This is a genomic window from Rhodococcus sp. T7 (assembly GCF_009872365.1).
Taxonomy (GTDB): Bacteria; Actinomycetota; Actinomycetes; order Mycobacteriales; family Mycobacteriaceae; genus Rhodococcus_F.
The window spans coordinates 249255-267916 of record NZ_WXYH01000111.1 but is presented as its reverse complement, the minus strand read 5'-3'; the positions used below and the strand labels follow the sequence as shown (position 1 = coordinate 267916).

The 18662-nt window shown below is 68.6% G+C and carries 19 protein-coding genes and 1 tRNA gene; 2 read left to right on the top strand and 18 right to left on the bottom strand.

The genetic code is table 11. The features are described from left to right. Window positions 1-317: 317 nt before the first annotated feature. The 8 genes from MLGJGCBP_RS14660 to MLGJGCBP_RS14630 all read right to left on the bottom strand — a co-directional run bounded on the left by MLGJGCBP_RS14660 (window position 318) and on the right by MLGJGCBP_RS14630 (window position 6623). Window positions 318-515: a hypothetical protein gene (locus tag MLGJGCBP_RS14660; RefSeq protein WP_087557290.1), complete on the bottom strand. Its 198-nt coding sequence runs from the start codon at window positions 513-515 to the stop codon at window positions 318-320. 48 nt (window positions 516-563) lie between these two features. Beyond that, the gene (locus MLGJGCBP_RS53215; protein ID WP_005248443.1) at window positions 564-686 is read right to left on the bottom strand and encodes a hypothetical protein; all 123 of its coding nucleotides are present in this window, start codon (window positions 684-686) and stop codon (window positions 564-566) included. Between the two features lie 42 nt (window positions 687-728). Then, window positions 729-1166, bottom strand: coding sequence for a DUF2752 domain-containing protein (locus MLGJGCBP_RS14655; RefSeq protein ID WP_160096431.1), 438 nt, complete (start codon window positions 1164-1166; stop codon window positions 729-731). Between the two features lie 97 nt (window positions 1167-1263). Continuing rightward, window positions 1264-1336, bottom strand: a tRNA-Thr gene (locus MLGJGCBP_RS14650). Window positions 1337-1367: 31 nt separating this feature from the next. Next, window positions 1368-2582 (bottom strand): DNA polymerase III subunit delta', encoded by a 1215-nt coding sequence (locus MLGJGCBP_RS14645; RefSeq protein ID WP_087557288.1) that lies wholly within the window; start codon window positions 2580-2582, stop codon window positions 1368-1370. A 52-nt stretch (window positions 2583-2634) separates the two neighbouring features. Then, a complete protein-coding gene (gene topA / locus MLGJGCBP_RS14640) occupies window positions 2635-5556 on the bottom strand; it encodes a type I DNA topoisomerase (protein WP_160096429.1) in 2922 nt (973 codons plus the stop codon). A 137-nt stretch (window positions 5557-5693) separates the two neighbouring features. Continuing rightward, window positions 5694-6278: a hypothetical protein gene (locus MLGJGCBP_RS14635; protein WP_124393240.1), complete on the bottom strand. Its 585-nt coding sequence runs from the start codon at window positions 6276-6278 to the stop codon at window positions 5694-5696. Between the two features lie 141 nt (window positions 6279-6419). Next, the gene (locus MLGJGCBP_RS14630) at window positions 6420-6623 is read right to left on the bottom strand and encodes a cold-shock protein (protein ID WP_005248460.1); all 204 of its coding nucleotides are present in this window, start codon (window positions 6621-6623) and stop codon (window positions 6420-6422) included. 396 nt (window positions 6624-7019) lie between these two features. Between MLGJGCBP_RS14630 and MLGJGCBP_RS14625 the strand changes: the two genes are divergently transcribed. Continuing rightward, window positions 7020-9383 (top strand): DEAD/DEAH box helicase, encoded by a 2364-nt coding sequence (locus MLGJGCBP_RS14625; protein WP_160096427.1) that lies wholly within the window; start codon window positions 7020-7022, stop codon window positions 9381-9383. Window positions 9384-9399: 16 nt separating this feature from the next. On the opposite strand, the gene MLGJGCBP_RS14620 is transcribed toward MLGJGCBP_RS14625, so the two are convergent. Together MLGJGCBP_RS14620 and MLGJGCBP_RS14615 are read right to left on the bottom strand one after the other, a co-directional pair. Beyond that, a complete protein-coding gene (locus tag MLGJGCBP_RS14620; RefSeq protein ID WP_160096425.1) occupies window positions 9400-10182 on the bottom strand; it encodes a CoA-transferase subunit beta in 783 nt (260 codons plus the stop codon). Continuing rightward, window positions 10179-11099: a CoA transferase subunit A gene (locus MLGJGCBP_RS14615; RefSeq protein WP_160096454.1), complete on the bottom strand. Its 921-nt coding sequence runs from the start codon at window positions 11097-11099 to the stop codon at window positions 10179-10181. The genes MLGJGCBP_RS14620 and MLGJGCBP_RS14615 overlap by 4 nt, the downstream gene beginning before the upstream one ends. 110 nt (window positions 11100-11209) lie before the next feature. Between MLGJGCBP_RS14615 and MLGJGCBP_RS14610 the strand changes: the two genes are divergently transcribed. Further along, a complete protein-coding gene (locus MLGJGCBP_RS14610; protein ID WP_160096423.1) occupies window positions 11210-12106 on the top strand; it encodes a LysR family transcriptional regulator in 897 nt (298 codons plus the stop codon). Window positions 12107-12134: 28 nt separating this feature from the next. On the opposite strand, the gene MLGJGCBP_RS14605 is transcribed toward MLGJGCBP_RS14610, so the two are convergent. The 8 genes from MLGJGCBP_RS14605 to ssd form a co-directional block, all read right to left on the bottom strand. Then, the gene (locus MLGJGCBP_RS14605; protein ID WP_160096421.1) at window positions 12135-13541 is read right to left on the bottom strand and encodes an MFS transporter; all 1407 of its coding nucleotides are present in this window, start codon (window positions 13539-13541) and stop codon (window positions 12135-12137) included. A 208-nt stretch (window positions 13542-13749) separates the two neighbouring features. Then, the gene (locus MLGJGCBP_RS14600; protein WP_160096419.1) at window positions 13750-14106 is read right to left on the bottom strand and encodes an Rv3654c family TadE-like protein; all 357 of its coding nucleotides are present in this window, start codon (window positions 14104-14106) and stop codon (window positions 13750-13752) included. After that, window positions 14103-14477 (bottom strand): TadE family type IV pilus minor pilin, encoded by a 375-nt coding sequence (locus tag MLGJGCBP_RS14595; RefSeq protein ID WP_087557279.1) that lies wholly within the window; start codon window positions 14475-14477, stop codon window positions 14103-14105. Before MLGJGCBP_RS14595 ends, MLGJGCBP_RS14600 begins: the two co-directional genes overlap by 4 nt. After that, entirely contained in the window at window positions 14477-14695 is a 219-nt protein-coding gene (locus tag MLGJGCBP_RS14590; RefSeq protein WP_087557278.1) for a DUF4244 domain-containing protein, read from the bottom strand. The genes MLGJGCBP_RS14595 and MLGJGCBP_RS14590 overlap by 1 nt, the downstream gene beginning before the upstream one ends. A 57-nt stretch (window positions 14696-14752) precedes the next feature. After that, window positions 14753-15340: a type II secretion system F family protein gene (locus tag MLGJGCBP_RS14585; protein WP_160096417.1), complete on the bottom strand. Its 588-nt coding sequence runs from the start codon at window positions 15338-15340 to the stop codon at window positions 14753-14755. Then, complete coding sequence (locus tag MLGJGCBP_RS14580) at window positions 15337-16128, bottom strand: type II secretion system F family protein (RefSeq protein WP_160096415.1); 792 nt, start codon at window positions 16126-16128, stop codon at window positions 15337-15339. Before MLGJGCBP_RS14580 ends, MLGJGCBP_RS14585 begins: the two co-directional genes overlap by 4 nt. Continuing rightward, on the bottom strand, window positions 16125-17324 hold the full coding sequence (locus MLGJGCBP_RS14575; RefSeq protein WP_087557306.1) for a TadA family conjugal transfer-associated ATPase: 1200 nt from the start codon (window positions 17322-17324) through the stop codon (window positions 16125-16127). The genes MLGJGCBP_RS14580 and MLGJGCBP_RS14575 overlap by 4 nt, the downstream gene beginning before the upstream one ends. Beyond that, the gene (ssd, locus tag MLGJGCBP_RS14570) at window positions 17321-18406 is read right to left on the bottom strand and encodes a septum site-determining protein Ssd (protein WP_087557276.1); all 1086 of its coding nucleotides are present in this window, start codon (window positions 18404-18406) and stop codon (window positions 17321-17323) included. Before ssd ends, MLGJGCBP_RS14575 begins: the two co-directional genes overlap by 4 nt. Window positions 18407-18662 lie beyond the last annotated feature (256 nt).

Sequence of the window (18662 nt, the reverse complement as noted above, 5' to 3'; positions counted from 1 at the left end):
TCGACACACTGTTGAGTTCTCAAAGAACACGCGCACACCATCACTTCTGACTCACTCGCCAGCCGCTCCGGGGCAACCGTTCCATCTTATCCTACCAGCTTCACCGGCGCAAGCCGTGACGCTGAGCAAGATCAAACCGGGGTTGAAGCACCACCATACACGGCGGTGAACTTCCGATTTACCAGGCGCCTTCGTCCAACCTCGTGTCCCCCGCCTTCCGGCCGGGGTCGGTGTCCGTGTCGCTCTGACCTGGAATAAGTTACGCGAAGGGAAACAAGAACACCAAATCGCCAGGTCAACGTCGCTAAACCCCCGATTCAGGGCACCCAGTACTTGGCCGCTAGTTGCTCGATCACCAGATCGCCCTCCGATGCTTGTTCCAACGCCGCGAGGTCGGAGTCGATGGAAACCAATCGTGGATCGTCCCCCTCCGCCTCCTGGACCGGGTGCCCCCCGTCCTCGGCCAGCTGACGCAACAGCTTCTCGCGCACCCGGTCCTTCAGCGAATCGCTCATATCGAAATCATGGTCGTGCGGCGATGGGTTGTCGAGAGCACAACGCACTCACTCCTCGGTCTCGTCCGGCGCCTTCACGTTGTCGCTCTTGCCGAAGACTCGCAGCGCGGTCGGAATGAGGACGATCAGCGCGCCCAGGATTGCGATCAGCGAAAAGACCTGCATTGCCATCTGTGAACCGACTCTCTGTTTCGTGCCCGCGGCGACCAGGTGTCAGGCCGGCGCGAGCCAGCTTCCCCAAGATGTGTTCCTGGTGACGGTAAACGCCGCAAGGAGAATGAGCACACCCACTGTCACTCGCGGTCCCACCACGAAGATGGGATCGCGTCGTCCTTGCCAGCGCCGACGTGCCCATCCGATCCACGCGAAAATCATCACCGCGATGAACGGGACGATCAGGACATTGCCGGCGACGGCCGGGCCGAGGTCGAGGTTGGTCAGGTCATGCACCGCCCGCAGCCCGCCACAGGCCGGGCACCACCACCCGGTCAGTGCGTAGACGGGACAGAAACCGTACGAACCCTGCTGATGCGGATCCCGGAAGTGGAGGATGGCGGTCGCGACCACGGCGCCGGCGGCGACAGCGGCAGGTGCTCCGAGTGCGCGCAGACCGCCCGCCCGCGTCGCCGGAGTTCCACTCTGGGTGTCCACCCGTCCAGTCTTCCCGATCTCTCCGGTCTCCGGTGGATCGGACCCGGAGACGACTCTGGCCCTTCCCGACTGATCGGGAAGGGCCAGAGGACCGCTGAGCTGCCTGAGAGAATCGAACTCTCGACCTTTTCATTACGAGTGAAATGCTCTACCGACTGAGCTAAGGCAGCGGTGCCTTTCGGCGGTGGCGAGTCTAGCGCCTCAACCCCGAGTATGCGAAAACGGCTCCCTGAACGCGTCGCCGAGACTGGCCACCATGGCGTCGACAGCCCACTGCGGTTTGACGTTGACGGTGATCGCCTCGCGGCACTCCAGGACGGCTTCGATGCACTTCAGAAGGCCTTCCGGGGTGGTTCGCGACGCGAGATCGGCGGCCCGATCGGCCATGTCCGGGTGGTTCGCGGCGGCGTTCGACTTCCACGCGACGGCGAGCGCGTCGCGGTAGAGACCGGCCAGATCGATCAGTGCGCGGTCGAGTGCGTCGCGGCCCGTGCGGGTGGCCCGGGACTTCTGCCGCTTCTCGAGATCCTTCAGCACACCTGCCGAGCCGCGGAGCGCTCCGGCCGCACCCTTACCGGTACCGCCCGCACCCAGTGCGGTGCGCAACTCTTCGGTCTCCTGCTCGTCCCGAGCGGCGCTCATCTCCTTCGCCTCCGCGTCGGCGGAACGCACCAGTTCTTCCGCAGCGGCGAACGCGGTGGCGGGCCGCAGCGCCGCGACCGCCAGGTCCAGCGCGTCCCTCCGACGCACCTTGGCGTTCAGATCCGTCGCGAGACGCCGGGCCCGCCCGACGTGGCCGCCGCTGATCGAGGCAGCCAATTGCGCGTCTTCGGGGTCCAGGCCGTCCCGCTCGCGCAGGACCTTGGCGATGGAGTCGGCCGACGGCGTCACGAGATGGATGTGCCGGCAGCGCGACCGCAGCGTCACGGAGATGTCCTGCGGGTCGACGGAAGGCGCGCACAGCAGGAACACGGTGCGGTCCGGTGGCTCCTCCACCACTTTCAGGAGCGCGTTGGCGGCACCCTCGGTGAGCCGGTCCGCATCCTCGACGACCACGATCTGCCAGCGCCCGGTACTCGGCCGGCGGGCGGCGGTCTGCACGATGGCGCGCATCTCCTTGACGCTGATGCTCAGGCCCTCGGGGACGACCTGGCGGACGTCGCCGTGGGTGCCGGCCATCGCGGTGGTGCAGGCATGGCAGACGCCGCAGCCGGGAATGCCGTCGCTCGTGCACTGCAGAGCGGCGGCGAAACACTGCGCGGCCACCGACCTACCCGAGCCGGGCGGGCCGGTGAACAACCACGAGTGCGTCATCGAGGAACCCATCTCGCCGACTCCACGACGGGCGGCCGTCGCCGCGGCCGTCAGCTCGGACTCGACGTCCTCCTGGCCCACCAACCGGTCGAATACCGTCACCGCGCCAGCCTAACCGGCACGTGCGACATCCCTACCGGCCCGAGATACCGGCTCACGCCTTCTTGTCCGCGGCCTTCTTCGAGGCAGCCTTCTTGGCCGGCGCCTTCTTGGCGGCAGTCTTCTTGGCCGCCTTCTTGGCGGGAGCCTTCTTCGCAGCGGCCTTCTTCTTGACGGGGCCGCGGGCACGCCGATCCGCGAGCAGTTCGGAAGCGCGGGCGTCGGTGATGGACTCCACCTCGTCGCCCTTGCGGAGGCTGGCGTTGGTTTCACCGTCCGTGACGTACGGACCGAACCGGCCGTCCTTGATCACCATCGGCTTCTCGCTGACCGAGTCGACACCCAGCTCCCGCAGCGGCGGGGTGGCGGCGGCCTGACGTCCGCGGCGTTTGGGCTCCGCGTAGATCTTCAGCGCCTCGTCGAGGGTCACCGTGAACATCTGGTCCTCGGTGGCGAGCGACCGCGAGTCCGTGCCCTTCTTCAGGTACGGGCCGTAGCGGCCGTTCTGCGCGGTGATCTCCTCCTTCGACTCCGGATCGACACCCACCACACGCGGCAGCGACAGCAGCTTGAGGGCGTCGTCGAGGGTTACCGTCGCCAGGTCCATCGACTTGAGCAGCGAGCCCGTCCGTGGCTTCGGGCCGGTGGCCTTCTTCGCCGCCTTCTTCGCGGGCGCCTTCTTGGCGGCAGCCGTCTTCGTCTTGGTCGTCCCGTCGGCCGATTCGTCGGTCACCGGCACCACGGCCGGTTCGGGCTCCGGTTCCGGCTCGGGCAGGATCTCGGTGACGTACGGACCGAAGCGGCCCTCCTTCGCGACGATCTCGTGCCCGGTCAGCGGGTCGACGCCCAGCTTGCGACCCTCCTGCGGGGTCGAGAACAGCTTCTCCGCGTACTCCGGTGTCAGCTCGTCCGGCGGGAGGTCGTCGGGCAGATTGGCACGCTGCGAGATGAGGTCGCCCTCGGGATCGTCCGGGTTCTGGACCATCCGTTCGAGATACGGACCGAACCGTCCAACGCGGACGTGCACTTCCCGTCCCTCGGCATCGTCGAAGAGCCTGATCGAGTTGACCTCGCGGGCGTCGATCTCCTCGAGGTTGACGCCGACCATCTTCTTCAGGCCGCCCTCACGGGCCACCGAACCCTCGGCTCCGTGGTCGCCGCCGAAGTAGAAACTGCTGAGCCAGTTGCCGCGCTGTTCGCGGCCACCGGCGATCGCGTCGAGGTCGTCTTCCATGCCGGCGGTGAAGTCGAAGTCGACCAACCGTCCGAAGTGCATCTCGAGAAGGCCGATCACGGCGAACGCCACCCAGGACGGGACCAGCGCGCTACCGCGTTTGTAGACGTATCCGCGATCGAGGATGGTCTTGATGATCGACGAATACGTGGACGGGCGGCCGATGCCCAGCTCTTCCAGGGTCTTGATCAGGCTCGCTTCGGTGTAGCGGGCGGGCGGGTTGGTGGTGTGCCCGTCGGGATCGAGTTTGGTGGCGGTGACCGCCTGGCCCTCGACGAGCACCGGCAGACGGGACTCGGCGTCGTCGGACTGGCCGCCCGCCTCCTCGTCGACGCTCTCCACATAGGCCTTCAGGAAGCCGGCGAACGTGATGGTGCGGCCCGACGACGAGAAGGTGCACTCCTCGCCGGTGCCCGCCGTTCCGGTGATCCGCAGGGTCAGCGTCGTGCCCCGCGCGTCGGCCATCTGCGACGCGACGGTGCGCTGCCAGATCAGCTCGTACAGACGGAACTCGTCGGTGTCGAGGCGCGAATGCAGCTGACCGGGGGTCTGGAACACATCGCCGGCGGGGCGGATCGCCTCGTGCGCCTCCTGCGCGTTCTTGACCTTGCGGGTGTACTGCCGCGGAGTGTCGTGCACGTACTCGGCGCCGTACAACTCGGTGGCCTGCGCCCGGGCGGCAGCGATCGCCGACGACGACAGCGTCGTCGAGTCGGTACGCATGTAGGTGATGTAGCCGTTCTCGTACAGCCGCTGCGCGATGCGCATGGTCCGCTCGGACGTGAACCGCAGCTTGCGGCCCGCCTCCTGCTGCAGCGTCGACGTCATGAACGGCGCGTACGGCTTGCGGGTGTACGGCTTGCTCTCCGCGGAAGAGACGGTGAGATCGACACCCGCGAGGGACTCGGCCAGACGCTGCGCCCGCGCCTCGTCCAGCACCGTGACGGTGCTCGTCTTCAGCTGGCCGTCCGAACCGAAGTCGCGGCCGGACGCCACCCGGGACCCGTCGACGGTCACCAGACGCGCCCCGAAACTGCGGGGGCTCGCTTCCGCGCCGGCGTCGAGGGTGGCGGAGATGTCCCAGTAGGACGCCGAGCGGAACGCCATCCGCTCGCGTTCCCGCTGCACGATGACGCGGGTGGCGACGGACTGCACGCGGCCCGCCGACAGCCTCGGCATGACCTTCTTCCACAGCACGGGGCTGACCTCGTAGCCGTACAGACGGTCGAGGATGCGGCGGGTCTCCTGCGCGTCGACCAGGTCGTTGTCGAGCTCGCGGGTGTCCTCGGCCGCGGCGCGGATGGCCGGCTCGGTGATCTCGTGGAAGACCATCCGGCGAACCGGGATCTTCGGCTTGAGCGTTTCGAGGAGGTGCCAGGCGATAGCTTCGCCCTCGCGGTCGGGGTCGGTGGCGAGGAAAAGTTCGTCGGCGTCCTTGAGGAGGCTCTTCAGCTCCGTGACCTTGGACTTCTTCTCCGGGCTGACCACGTAGAGCGGTTCGAAGTCCTGGTCGACGTTGACGCCGAGCCGCGCCCACGGCTCACCCTTGTACTTGGCCGGGACGTCGGCGGCTCCTCGCGGAAGGTCGCGGATGTGGCCGACCGACGCCTCGACGACATAGTTCTTCCCGAGGTACGGGGCGATCTTGCGGGCCTTGGTCGGCGACTCGACGATCACGAGGCGGCGAGGCTGGCCGGACGCTCCCGCCGCACCCTGTGCACTGCCGTTGTCCCCTTTAGCCACCTGAAGCCCGAGCCTTCCTGAAGTCGATCGCTGCCACTCGACAGTTGTGCAGACAAACCCTTTTATACCCGGTTCGCCTATTACTAGAGTGACATACCCGGAACCCATCCTCGCAGATCAGTACCGTCTACACGGCCCTACACGTGGGGCCAACCGGTACGGTCGTCCACATTTCCGGGAGCCTCGCCGATGCTCTCGACGAGTCTGCCGAGCCTACGCCGACCCGAGATCCGGAGCCCCGGACCGGACCCACGGGTGCCGATCAGCGTCGGCGCGATGCCCGCCCGCATCAACGCCTGGGCCAACGGCGCGTGGGTATCCGGGGCGTGCGGATCGAGTCCGAGGACGAACCGTTCACCCTCCGCTTCACCCCTGCCCGACGCCAGCGCCCACACCCTCAGCTGACGCCCCGACGGCACCCAGCCGGAGGGCACCGCCTTGACCGCTCCCCTCGTCCACTGGTCCGCGAGAGGCCGCAGGTCGACGACGGACGCGGTGCGGACCAGGGGGCTGCCCTCGTCGCTGCGCGTGATCTCGACCTCGAGTCCGGCCTGCCCGATCAGCTCCGCGATCGCCTCCGCCCGCCACTGCGCGTCGACCACGATCGAGATGCGCGCCCGCCCGCCGGACGTGACCACCTGGCCCGTCGCCGCGAGAAGACCGCACAGATCGGTGATAGCCGGCGGCATCGCCTCCGCGGAGAAGAAGGAGAGCTGACTCACTGAAGTACCCCCTTTTGCCACGGCACCGTTGCCGTGAAAACGACTCGTCCCCCACCGCCTCAGGCGATGGGGGACGAATCAGACGCGGCCACGAGGACCCCGCCTATCTGATTTACGTGTTCACGAACGTGAACGGCAGAATCAGACTGCGCGAACGCCGGTTGCCTGGGGACCCTTGGTGCCCTGGCCGACCTCGAACTCCACGCGCTGGTTCTCCTCGAGGGTGCGGAAGCCGCTGCCCTGGATCTCGGAGTAGTGAACGAAGACGTCAGCGGAGCCGTCTTCGGGTGCGATGAAGCCGAAGCCCTTTTCCGCGTTGAACCACTTCACAGTGCCCTGTGCCATGCTTTTCCTTCTCTTTCTAACCACCGGATTCGGCGGACAGCACATACAGTCCGCCGGGCCGGTTCCGACCGCTGTACTTCTAGATTTCCCCCTCAGGAAAAGCAGAGCACCGCGTTCGCAACATCGATCCTGCGAACGTTCACTCTTTCAAGCCTACGAACACAGAAGCTGCGACCAGTTGTAGTCAACCATGAACTCCGGGAACGCAACAGTCGAAATCCGAACAATTCACACAAAAAGTTGATCTTGTAGCGAACAGGCCCGGAACTGAGCATTGGCGACGGACTCGCGACACCCCGGGCGACAGGCCGTCCGAGGCACTCGTTATCATCAAATGCGCAGGTCGTGGCGGTGTGGAAGCTACTCGCCCGTCCCTACGACAGCCCGGAGACTTCAGTGAGCACACCGTTTTCACCCCGTGACGACAGTGGAAATACGGGCGAAACATACGGCCGAACACTGCTGAACCGAGTGCTCGAGGGCGTTCCCCGGGACGAAAACCCGCTCACTTTCGCCGCAGAAATGCCTGCGCGGACTTCTCAACTGTCGGAATGGCCCGCCTGGGCGCACCCCAGCGTCGTCCGGGCCATGCAGGAGAACGGGATCGCCCGTCCCTGGACTCATCAGGCCGCCGCCGCCGACCTGGCGCATCACGGGACGAACGTCGTGGTTTCCACCGGAACCGCGTCGGGCAAATCCCTCGCCTACCAGCTTCCGGTACTCACCACTCTGGCAACGGATCCGCGGGCGACCGCCCTCTACCTCTCGCCGACCAAGGCGCTGGGAGCGGACCAGCTCCGGGCGGTGACGGCACTCATCGACTCCGATGTCATGGACGCCGGGGACGACCTGCGGAGCGCGTGCCCGTGTGTGTTCGACGGCGACACCCCACTCGAGGTGCGGCACTGGGCCCGGGAGAACTCGCGGTGGCTCTTCACGAACCCCGACATGCTGCACATCTCGCTCCTGCGGACCCACCAGCGATGGGCGCACTTCTTCCGCAATCTGGCGTACGTGGTGATCGACGAATGCCACTCCTACCGTGGCGTCTTCGGCTCGAATGTCGCGCTCGTGCTGCGGCGGCTGCGGCGCATCGCGGCGCGGTACGGCGCCGATCCCGTCTTCGTCCTCGCGTCCGCCACCACCGCCGACCCCGGGGCGGCGGCGTCGAGGCTGATCGGGGCACCCTGCGCCGAGGTCGTGGAAGACGGTTCGCCGCACGGTCCCCGGACCGTCGCGCTGTGGGAACCCCCGCTCATGCGGGAGGTCACCGGGGAGAACGGAAGCCCCGTCCGGCGGCCCGCCGGGTCCGAGGCCGCACGCATCATGGCCGATCTGATGGCCGAAGGCGCCCGCACGCTGACCTTCGTGCGCTCCCGCCGGGGCGCCGAACTGACCGCGATGGCAACCAAACGCCTACTCGGGGAGATCGATCCCGAACTCGCGTCGCGCGTCGCGTCGTACCGGGCCGGTTACCTCGCCGAGGACCGGCGTGAACTCGAAACTGCCCTCGCCGACGGCACCCTGCTCGGGGCGGCAACGACGAATGCGCTGGAACTGGGCGTCGACATCGCCGGCCTCGACGCCGTCGTCGTCGCCGGGTTCCCCGGCACGGTGGCGTCGTTCTGGCAGCAGGGCGGCCGGTCCGGCAGGCGCGGCGAAGGTTCGCTCGTGGTGCTGGTCGCGCGGGACGACCCGCTCGACACCTACCTCGTCCACCATCCGTCCGCGCTGCTCGACAAACCCGTCGAGGCCACCGTCACCGACCCGAGCAATCCGTACGTCCTCGGCCCGCAGTTGCTCTGCGCGGCAATGGAACTACCACTGTCCGACGCGGAGGCCGAAGCGTTCGGGGCGGTCGACGTGCTCAGGAAGCTGTCGGAACAGGGCCTGATCCGCCGGCGCGCACACGGCTGGTTCGTCACCGCCGGCACAAATCCTCATGGGGCAGTGGATATCCGGGGTGGAATCGGAACCCAAGTGGCGATTGTCGTATCGGAATCCGGACGCATGCTCGGAACGGTCGACACCGGCCGCGCTCCCGCCACGGCGCACCCCGGCGCCGTCCACATCCATCAGGGTGAGTCGTACGTCGTCGACGAACTCGACCTCGACCAGGGCCTCGCCCTGGTGCACGCGGAGGACCCCGACTGGACGACGTCGGCCCGCGAAACCACCGAGATCACCGTCACCTCGGTACTCGAGCAGAAGCAGTTCGGCGACGTCGAGGTCGCGCTCGTCGAGGTCGAGGTGACCCATCAGGTGATCGGATACCTGCGGCGACTGCCGTCCGGCGAGATCCTCGACGCCGTCGAACTGGACATGCCGAAACACACCCTCCCCACCCGCGCGGTGATGTACACGATCACCCCGGAACTTCTGCTACAGGCCGGTGTTCCGGCGGAACGCGTGCCCGGGGCACTCCACGCCGCGGAACACGCGGCGATCGGGCTCCTACCCCTCGTCGCGGTGTGCGATCGAGGCGACATCGGCGGCGTCTCGACGGCGTTGCACGCCGACACCGGGCTGCCCACCGTGTTCGTCTACGACGGTCACGCCGGCGGCGCCGGATTCGCCGACCGGGGGCACGCCGAACTCGCCCGCTGGCTCGGCGCGACCCGCGAAGCGATCCGATCGTGCGACTGCACGTCCGGGTGCCCGTCCTGCGTGTACTCGCCGAAGTGCGGAAACGGCAACGATCCCCTCGACAAGGACGGGGCGATCCGGGTCCTCTCCGCGGTGCTGGACTCGCTCGGCTGAGATACCGGCGTTCCGATCAGCGCAGATACAACCGCACCGTGTCGATCACGTCGCGGAGCAGGTGAATCTCCTCGCCGGTCGGCGGCGCGGTGACCGTGACATCGTCCGCGACCTTCAAATCCCAGCCGGTCTGCGCCCGCACGTCGTCGACGGTGACCCCCTCGTGCACGCTGACCAACTCGAGTTCGTCGAACGGGCCCTGCCGCGACAGCACGCCGAGGTTCGTGAACACCTTCGTCACCCCGCGGCCGCGAGGGGCGATCCCGTCGCCCGCCGCCCGGGCCCGGACCGGGCTCGGCGACGTGCAGAAGTCGAGTTCCGCGGGGAAGGCGCTCGGATCGTGGCGCCGCATCACCACGAAGATCTCGCCGGCGTTGGGCATGATTTCCGCGGCACCACCGGCTCCGGGCAACCGGACCGTCGGCTTGTCCCAGTCGCCGATGATGCTGGTGTTGAGGCTGCCGTACCTGTCGATCTGGGCCGCGCCGAGGAACCCGACGTCCACGCTGCCGCCCTGCAGCACGTACCCGAACAACGCCTGCATCGACACCACCGACTCCGCGCCCGACACGACCACCGAGTCGGCGATGCCCTCGGCCATCGCGCTGGGATGGGCGCCGCACACACCCGATTCGTAGATCAGTTCGACGTCCGGGTTGCTGGTTCGTTTCGCCAGGTCGACGGCGAGCGTCGGCAGGCCGACCCCGGCGAAGACACGCCTCTTGCCGGCGAGCTCGCGGGCGGCGACGGACACGATGACCTCGGTCGCCGAGATCCCTCCGACTCGTGCTGTGGTCATTTTCTGCTCCCGTAGTCGACCGGTTCGGAGAATCGCGGCGCGACGGCGAGGTCGTCCCAGTAGTCGTCGCCGAGTTTGTCCAGGTACTCCTCATGATTCGCGGTGCCGTGCACCCATTCCTTCAGCCACGCCTGCAGGAGTCCCGAGTCCTTGCTGATCGCGGTCCAGCGTCGGTAGAACGCGCAGTCCCGGTCGTAATAGCCCTGCACATACGAAGGATGCGCCCCGCGCGGACAGACGACGACGGCATCGACCGCATGGGACGGGATCAGCGTGCGGTTGGGATCGGAGCGGACGACGTCGTCGTCGACGATCTCCTCGACGACCGCGATCGCCTTCCCCGCCGCATACACCGCCTCCTGCTGAACCCCGGAGATCCCCCAGATCTGCACGTTGCCGTGACGGTCGGCGCGCTGCGCGTGAACGATGGTCACGTCCGGGTTCAGCGGCGGCACGACGTAGACAGTGCCCTCCCCGTAGGGGTCGTCGACCAGGCGAATTCTAGGGTTGAGCCGCGGAAGGTCGCTTCCGGCGTACGACCGCAGCGGAAAGAACGGCAGCCCGGCGGCGCCCGCCTGATAGCGGCAGACCATTCCGTAGTGGCTGTACTCCTCGACCTCGAGCGGCGCCGGATCGTGACGCTCGATGCGACGGCGCAACTCGTGCAGGGACCCGGCCGAGCCGCTCGCAAAGAATGAGGCCACGAGCTTGGTGACACAACCGGCGGCCACGAGTTGATCCGACACGATGTCCGGCGTCATCCGGCACAGCGTCAGATTCTGGCGCTGCTGCCGGATGATCTCGTGCGCAGCCGCGAACGAGATGAGATGCGAGAAACCCTCGAGACACACGGTCATGCCGTCTTCGACGTACGTCTCGATGGCCTCCGCCATGCTGACCACTTTGCTCATCGCCATGCCCTTCTCCGGAACCACCGGGAGCCGCTTCTGGACCCTTCCCACCGAATTACCGCCGTCGCGCTCAATAGTGTTGACAGGTCTATTGCTCGAACTGCAATAGTTCTGGTGTGGAGATTTCTCAGATCACTGCCTTTCTCGCCGTCGCCGAGGAGTTGCATTTCGGCCGGGCCGCACAGCGCCTGCACTCGGCTCAGCCGCCGCTGAGCAGAACCATTCGGCAACTGGAGAAACAACTCGGGGCAACCCTGTTCGACCGGAACACCCGGAACGTCCGCCTCACCTCCGCCGGCGAGGCACTGCTCGGCCCGGCGCGCGAGATCCTGGACGCCTGCCGGCTCGCGGAGATCGCCGTCGCCGCCGCCGGGCGCGGCCAGGTCGGCCGGGTGCGCATCGGCTTCTCCGGCGTCTCGTCCCATCTGCTCATCGGACGGTGGGCGAAACTCGTCCGGCACACTCATCCGGGAATCGAATTCGTTTTGAACAGTTCCGCTTTCGCGAGCGAGGCACTGAACAAGCTCCTCGACGGAACCCTCGACATCGGCCTGGGCCGGTGGATCTTCACCCCACCGGGCATCGCGTCCCGCGTCATCCTCAACGAGGACTTCGTGGTGGCCGTGACCGTCGACCACCCGCTCGCGGGCAGGGACGGCGTCCGGATCGAGGAGTTGGCGACCGAGCCCTGGGTGGCGCTGCCCGCCGATCCCGGATCGGCGCTGCGCGACTCCCTGCAGCGGGCGGCCCACGACGCCGGTTTCACGCCCCGGATCGTGCAGAGCGCGCCGGACTCGATATCGTTGATGGCGTTGGTGTCCGCGGAGGTCGGCTGCGCGTTGACCGTCTCCTCCGTCGTCGAGAACGTCAACAACCCGGATGTCGTGTTTCTCCCGCTGATCGGAGGTCCCAGCACCCTGCAGTTGCGGATCGCGTGGCGCGCGGACGACGACAGCGCCGCGTTGCGGGAAGTGCTCAGGTTGTCCGAGGAAGCGCTGCCCACTCCGGAATGACTGTCCCCTCCGGGATGACACTGCGCGGTCAGGAGTGGGCTGTCGCACGTGCGGGCCCTGCGCTCGGAGTGCCGTCGATCGCGCCGTCTTCCTCGACGTCGAGTTGCAGTTCGTCGGCGTCGGACTGCTCCGCCGTCGACAACCGGCGCGCGTCGAATCCGGTCCGGTTCAGGAGCAGCAGCGTGCAGACCAGCGACACGGCGGCGTAGCCGGCCGACACGAAGGCGACACCGACGATGTTGCCGGACGAGTTGAGCATCCACTGCGCCAGTACCGGGGTGCCGCCGCCGACGATCAGCGAACACAGCTGGTAGGCCGCCGACAGGCCGGTGTAGCGAATGTTGGCGGGGAAGGCACGGGCGAGCACACCGGCGATCGCGCCGTAGAACATCGAGTGCGGAATGGTCGCGAGGCACATCATGACCACGGCGACGGCGAAGTTCTCGGTCCGGATCGCGAAGAACATCGCCGGCATCAGGACGAACTCGGGAATCACCATGATGCACATGGCTTTCCGCATGTCGATCCGAGACACCAGGACGGCGCCGAACGGCTGCACGATGAACTGCACGACGAGGGCGATCGCGATGGCACCGAGGAACGTGCCGCGGTCGTAGCCGAGTTCGCTGGTGGCCCAGGACAACGCGAAGGTGTTCTTGAAATACGTCACCTGCGCCAGGGGCAGCGCGCCCGCACCGAGCAGGACGAGGACCCAGTGCTTGCGCAGGACCTCACCGATCGGCAGTGCGACGGTCTTCTTGCGCTTCAGCACGGTCTTCATGGCGTCCGACTCTTCGAGTTTGAGGCGGATGATCATGCCGACGATCACCAGGACCGCGGAGATCAGGAACGGGATACGCCAGCCGTACAGCACGAATTCCGGGGTGGGCATCGCCGAGAGCAGGAAGAACGCCATCGTGGCCAGAAGGTTCCCGGCGGGCGAGCCCTGCTGCGCGAACGCGGAGTACAGAATTCCCTTCCCCTTGGGTGCGTTCTCACTGGCGATCAGGACGGCCCCGCCCCACTCGCCACCCACGGCCACGCCCTGAACGAGGCGGAGGAAGACCAGCGCGACGGGCGCCCACACCCCGATCTGCGCGTAGGAGGGCAGGAGGCCGATCCCGACCGTGGCGGTCCCCATCATCATGAGCGTGATGACCAGGGTGGTCTTCCGGCCGATCTTGTCGCCGAGATGCCCGAAGACGATGCCGCCGATCGGGCGAGCGAGGAACCCGGCCCACAGCGTGACGAACGCCAGCAGGGTGCCCATGCCCGCAGGCAGGGTGTCGGAGAAGAACACCTGCCCGAAGACCAGGGCGGACGCGGTGCCGTAGATGTAGAAGTCGTACCACTCGATCGTGGTGCCGATGAACGAGGCGATGCCCGCTCTCCGTGCTTTCGTCTCGGCCTCGGTCTTCGGTGGTGCCGTGGTCATGTAGTGCCCTCTCTCGCCAAGGGAAGTGGTCTGTATGGAAACCAGCTCGCTTCAGTGAGACTCGCATCACAGGATCAATGCCGTCCAATACTGTTCTGACCGGGGATTATTACCGATCTGATCATAATCCGGGAAACCCCGCGCACGCTGGAGCGATGGGCGTCGCCGGCACCGTCCTGCCGTCGACGTCAGTCCGCGGGGCCCGATGTCACTCCGCCGGGCCCGCCCGCGCCACCGCCTGCGCGTCCCGGACACCCGGCACGGACAGGATCACGTGCGCGGTGACCGCGACCTCCACGTCCCAGTCGTCGACCTCACAGGACACGACCTCGGTGCGCATCCGCCCCGCGACCTCCCGCGCCGCGTCGCACGCCGCGTCGGTGCCGCGGTCCAGACCGACGGCCGCGGCAAGAGCGGCCAGATCCGCCGCCGACTGCGCGCGGTGCCGCACCGCCACCGCCGAACCGACGTGCACCAGCATCGCCGTGACCACCACCAAGGCCGCGAGCGCGCAACACGCCAGCACCGTCGCGGCACCGCGGTCGTCGGAGATCCCCGAGTTCATCGGCCTCCCCCGCTCCACCCCGGCACCGTGGGTTCGAGCGCAGCCACCGCCTCCGCGGAGATGTTCACGAGCGGAAGAAGCGGACTGTGTGCCCGCACGGTCGCGACGACGAACTCCCCTTCGGTCCGGACCGATACGTCGGCGCCGTCCGGGGCCACTCTCTGCGCCGCGGAGATCGCCGACTCGTGATCTCCGCGGGCGGTGAGCCGGGCGGCCTCGCGGGCCGAATCGACACACCGGACGTGCAGCGTCACCGCGGTGATCGCGCCGACACACAGCACGACCACCGCGACGATCGACGCGATCGCTATCGCCGCCTCCACCGTGACGCCGCCCGCCTCCGACCGGCGCAGGTTCTCGGCGGACCTCATCACACCGCGGTGTTCAGCGCTTTGTCGATGATGTTCGTCAATGCCGTGACGATACTGTCGCCGGTGACGACCGAATACAGGACGGCCCCGAACGCCGCGGCCGCGATCGTGCCGATGGCGTACTCGGCGGTCGACATGCCGTCCTCGTCCGTCGCGAGCAGCATCAGGTGTGCCGTCAGTGCCCGCACTGCCGCCACCGACCGGATTCCGTGTTTCATGGTGTTCCCCCTTCAGAGTGTCCGGCGCAGAGGTCCTGCGCCGGAAGTGTCTGCGCGTCACAGCAACCCGCCGTCCAGCACGCGCGAGGCCAGCCCGACGACGACCGGGATGATCCCGAGACAGATGAACGCCGGCAGGAAGCACAACCCGAGCGGACCGCTGATGAGCACGCCCGCTCGTTCGGCCGATGCCGCCGCCAGGTGCTCGACCTGTGTTCGGCCGTCGGCGGCGAGTTCCGTCATCGAACCGGCAAGCGACGAACCCGACGCCGCGGACCGTCGCGCCATCCGGGCGAGCGATTCGGTGGCCGGGTCCGACGCCGCCGCCTCCCATGCGGTCGCCGCGTCGGCCCCCAGCGCGAGCAGGTCTGCGGCGCGGCGGAGCGATTCCGACAGCGGCGCCGGTGCCGACCGTGACACGGCCTGTGCTGCGGTCGCGACCGGCAACCCTGCACGCAGGCACGCTGCCAGCAGGTCGAAGGCGGCGGCGGTCGCGAGCGGGTCCTCGCGGCGCGTGGGGTCGTCCGTCGTGGCCTCTGTCTCGCCCGCACCGCCGGCGTCGCCGCGCAGTCGCTGCACCGGCGATCTGGGCGCGGGGAGAACCAGCACGGCGCACGCGAGGAGAAGTACCGCGCCCCAGATCATCCCGTCACCCGTCCAGTGATCCGGTCGGTCCACAGCAGACCGGCGCACACCAGCCCCGCACCGAGCAGCAGCAGGATGCCGCCCAGCCCGCCGCCGAACAGCACCGTCAGCGGGGACGCTCCCATCATCTGGCCGAGACCGACACCCAGGAGCGGCAGCCCGGCCAGTACGGTCGCCGTCGCCCTCGCCCCGGCGAGCGACGCCTCGGTTCGCTGACGGAAGCGGCTGCGCCCCAACAGGTCCGTCCGCGCCGCCTCGAGCAGTTCCGCCAGCGCGAGACCGTGCGCGTCGGCCACCGCCCAGATGTCGGCGATTCGCCCCAACTCGGTGCCGACTCGGGAGTCTGCGATGCGGAACCCGTCGGCGGCGGATCCCCCGAGCCGCGAGCGCGCCGACGCGGCCCGGAAGGCCGCCGACACACTGCCCACCGATTCGTCGGCCGCCGTCTGACAGGCCGCGGCCGGGTGCGCGCCCACCCGGAGTTCCGCCGTCACCACCTCGAGGCCCGCGAGCACGACACGCAGATCGGCATCCTTCGCTTTCGCGGACCGGCGTCGCACCGACCTGAACCGTACTGTCGCACAGACGATCACCGCAGCCAGAACCGCGCAGACCCCGCCCAGTTCGTACACGACCGGAGCGCCGGCGAGCGCCGCCGGAACCGCCCAGGGCAAACGCATCCGCCGCCGGGAACCTCCCCGTCCGGTCACCGCGAGCAAGCGCGGACGCGACCGCGCGGACGGCACCGCCAGCACCGCGCACGCCAGCACCACCAGACCTACTATCACGACGCCTCCCCACCAGACACGGCCGGTTCCCGCCGAGAACACCAGTGGCGGAGCCGGTCCACCGCCGGCCCCTCCCCTGTGTCGCGACTCCAGGCGGGAACGATCGTGACGCGTCCGTGCTCGTCGCGAGTGACGACACCGATCTGCGTCAACTGCCGCACCCCGCTCGACGAGCGGTGGACGTGCAGGATCACCTGCACGGCCGCGGCCAGCTGACTGTGCAGCGCCGCGCGGTCCATTCCGCCCAGTGCCGCAAGCGCTTCGAGCCGGGCGGGCACCTCCTCGGGGGAGTTGGCGTGCACCGTTCCGGCACCGCCGTCGTGACCCGTGTTGAGCGCTGTGAGCAAATCGACTACTTCGGCGCCGCGCACCTCGCCCACGACGATCCGGTCGGGTCGCATACGGAGGGACTGCCGGACGAGGTCCCGGACGGTCACCTCGCCCACACCCTCGACGTTCGGTGCCCGGGCCACGAGCCGGACCACGTGCGGGTGCGTCGGCGCCAATTCCGCGGCGTCCTCGACGCACACGATCCGTTCGGCCGGATCCACCGCACCCAGCAACGCGGCCAGCAGCGTGGTCTTCCCGGCCCCGGTGCCGCCGGTGACCAGGAAGGCGAGGCGTGCGCGCACGATCTTCACCAGCAGATCGTGAGCCGCCGCGGTGACGGCGCCGCCCGCGACGAGCGCGCCCAGCCCCTGGGTGGCCGGGCGCAGCACCCGCAGCGACAGGCAGGTGCCGCCCTGGGCGACGGGCGCGAGGACGGCATGCAGCCGTACACCGAACGAGCCGTTTCCGACGTCCCGCAGCCTTCCGTCGACCCACGGCTGAGCGTCGTCGAGGCGGCGTCCGGCGGACAGCGCCAGCCGCTGGGCGAGTCGGCGCACCGCCGCCTCGTCGGTGAACCGGACCGCTGCGCGTTCGAGTCCGCGGCCACGATCCACCCACACCCGGTCCGGCGCCGTGACGAGCACGTCCGCGACACCGGGCTCCGTCAGCAGCGACTCGAGCGGGCCTGCGCCGGTGAGTTCGGTCATGAGCACCCGCAACGCGCCGAGCAGGTCGGTGTCGCCGAGCACGCCGCCGGACTCGGTCCGGATGGCCGCGGCGACCGTCGCCGGTGTCGGCTCGCCGGACGTGTGCGCGAGGCGTTCGCGCACCCGGTCGAGGAGGTCGGGGGTGACGAGGGAACTCATGCCGCCCACTCCCGCGTCCGCGGTCGGCTGCCGACGGTGTCGAGGACCGCCTCGGTCGCGGCGCCCAGCGGAGAGCGCCGTCCCGGCCGCAGACCCCCGTGTTCGAGCATTCCGGTGAGCGCGCGCTCGGCGCGCATCGACGCGATCAGCGGCAGATCGAGGACCTCCGCCACGTCGGCGCCGCGAAGCCCACCGGGTGCGGGGCCGCGGACCACCAGTCCCTGATTGGGGTTCCGTTCGGTAATCCAGTGCGACACCTTGCCCGCGGCGATGCAGGCCCGGACGGTCGCCGGCACGACGAGGACCACGAGGTCGGCGAGTTCGAGGACGGCTTCGGTGACCGGGCCGGGGAACCGCGACACGTCGCACACGACCAGGTCACCGGCCTGTCGCCCGGCGTCGGTCACGGCGCGGATCGCGGCCGCCGTCGGTCCCGCGCCGTGCCCGGTCCTGCTGCAGGCGAGGACCCTCAGGTGCTCGCCGCGGGCCGGCAGCGCGTCCCGGAGCGCGCCCGAGGAGATCCGGCCGCCCTCGATCGACAGTCCCGACCACCGCAGTCCGGGCACGTCCTCGATGCCCAGCAGCACGTCGAGCCCGGATCCCCACGAGTCGGTGTCGAGCAGCAGTGTGGGCTGCGGCCGCGTCGCCGCGGTGAGGGCTGTTGCGGCCGCCAGGGTGGACGCGCCGGCGCCGCCGCATCCGCCGACCACGGCGACGACGGTTCCGTCCGCGTCGGGCCGCTGGGGCTGCTCGCCGAGAACGGCGACCAGAGCCGACTCGTCGTCGGGCACGGCCAGTACGTGCTCGGCACCGACCGCGGTCGCGATCCGCCACTCGTCGATGCCCGGCGGCCCGTCACACAGCAGTACGACCCGGCGCCGGCGTGGGAGCCGGTTGCGGCACGCGGCGGCGGCGCTCGGGTCGAGCACGACGATCGGCGCGCTGCCCCAGGTGTGCCGGGCGTCGGCGACCTCGGCCTCGTTCAGCGTCCGGTCGGCCGCAGCCGCCACGCGCCTGATGCTGTGCAGCAGCGCCGGATCGTCGACCAGAACCAGCACTTCGCCACCGTCTCGTGCGTCCATGCAGCGAGCGTGCCCGCTGCCGGATACCGCGGAAAGAGGCCCGGTTCGAATTGTGGACAACTTCGGGGTTGGGGATAAAAACTGGTACCACCGCACCAATTTTTAGAGAGCAGAAAGCGAAGGGTGGCAGACCGGCCACAAACAGAGGACGACCCTCGCCAGGGGGGGAGGAGGCGAGGGTCGTCAGTGTTCAGCCCCGGGGGGTCGGGCTGAACATCGTCCGGATCAAATCCGGACATCAGCAATACTACACCTC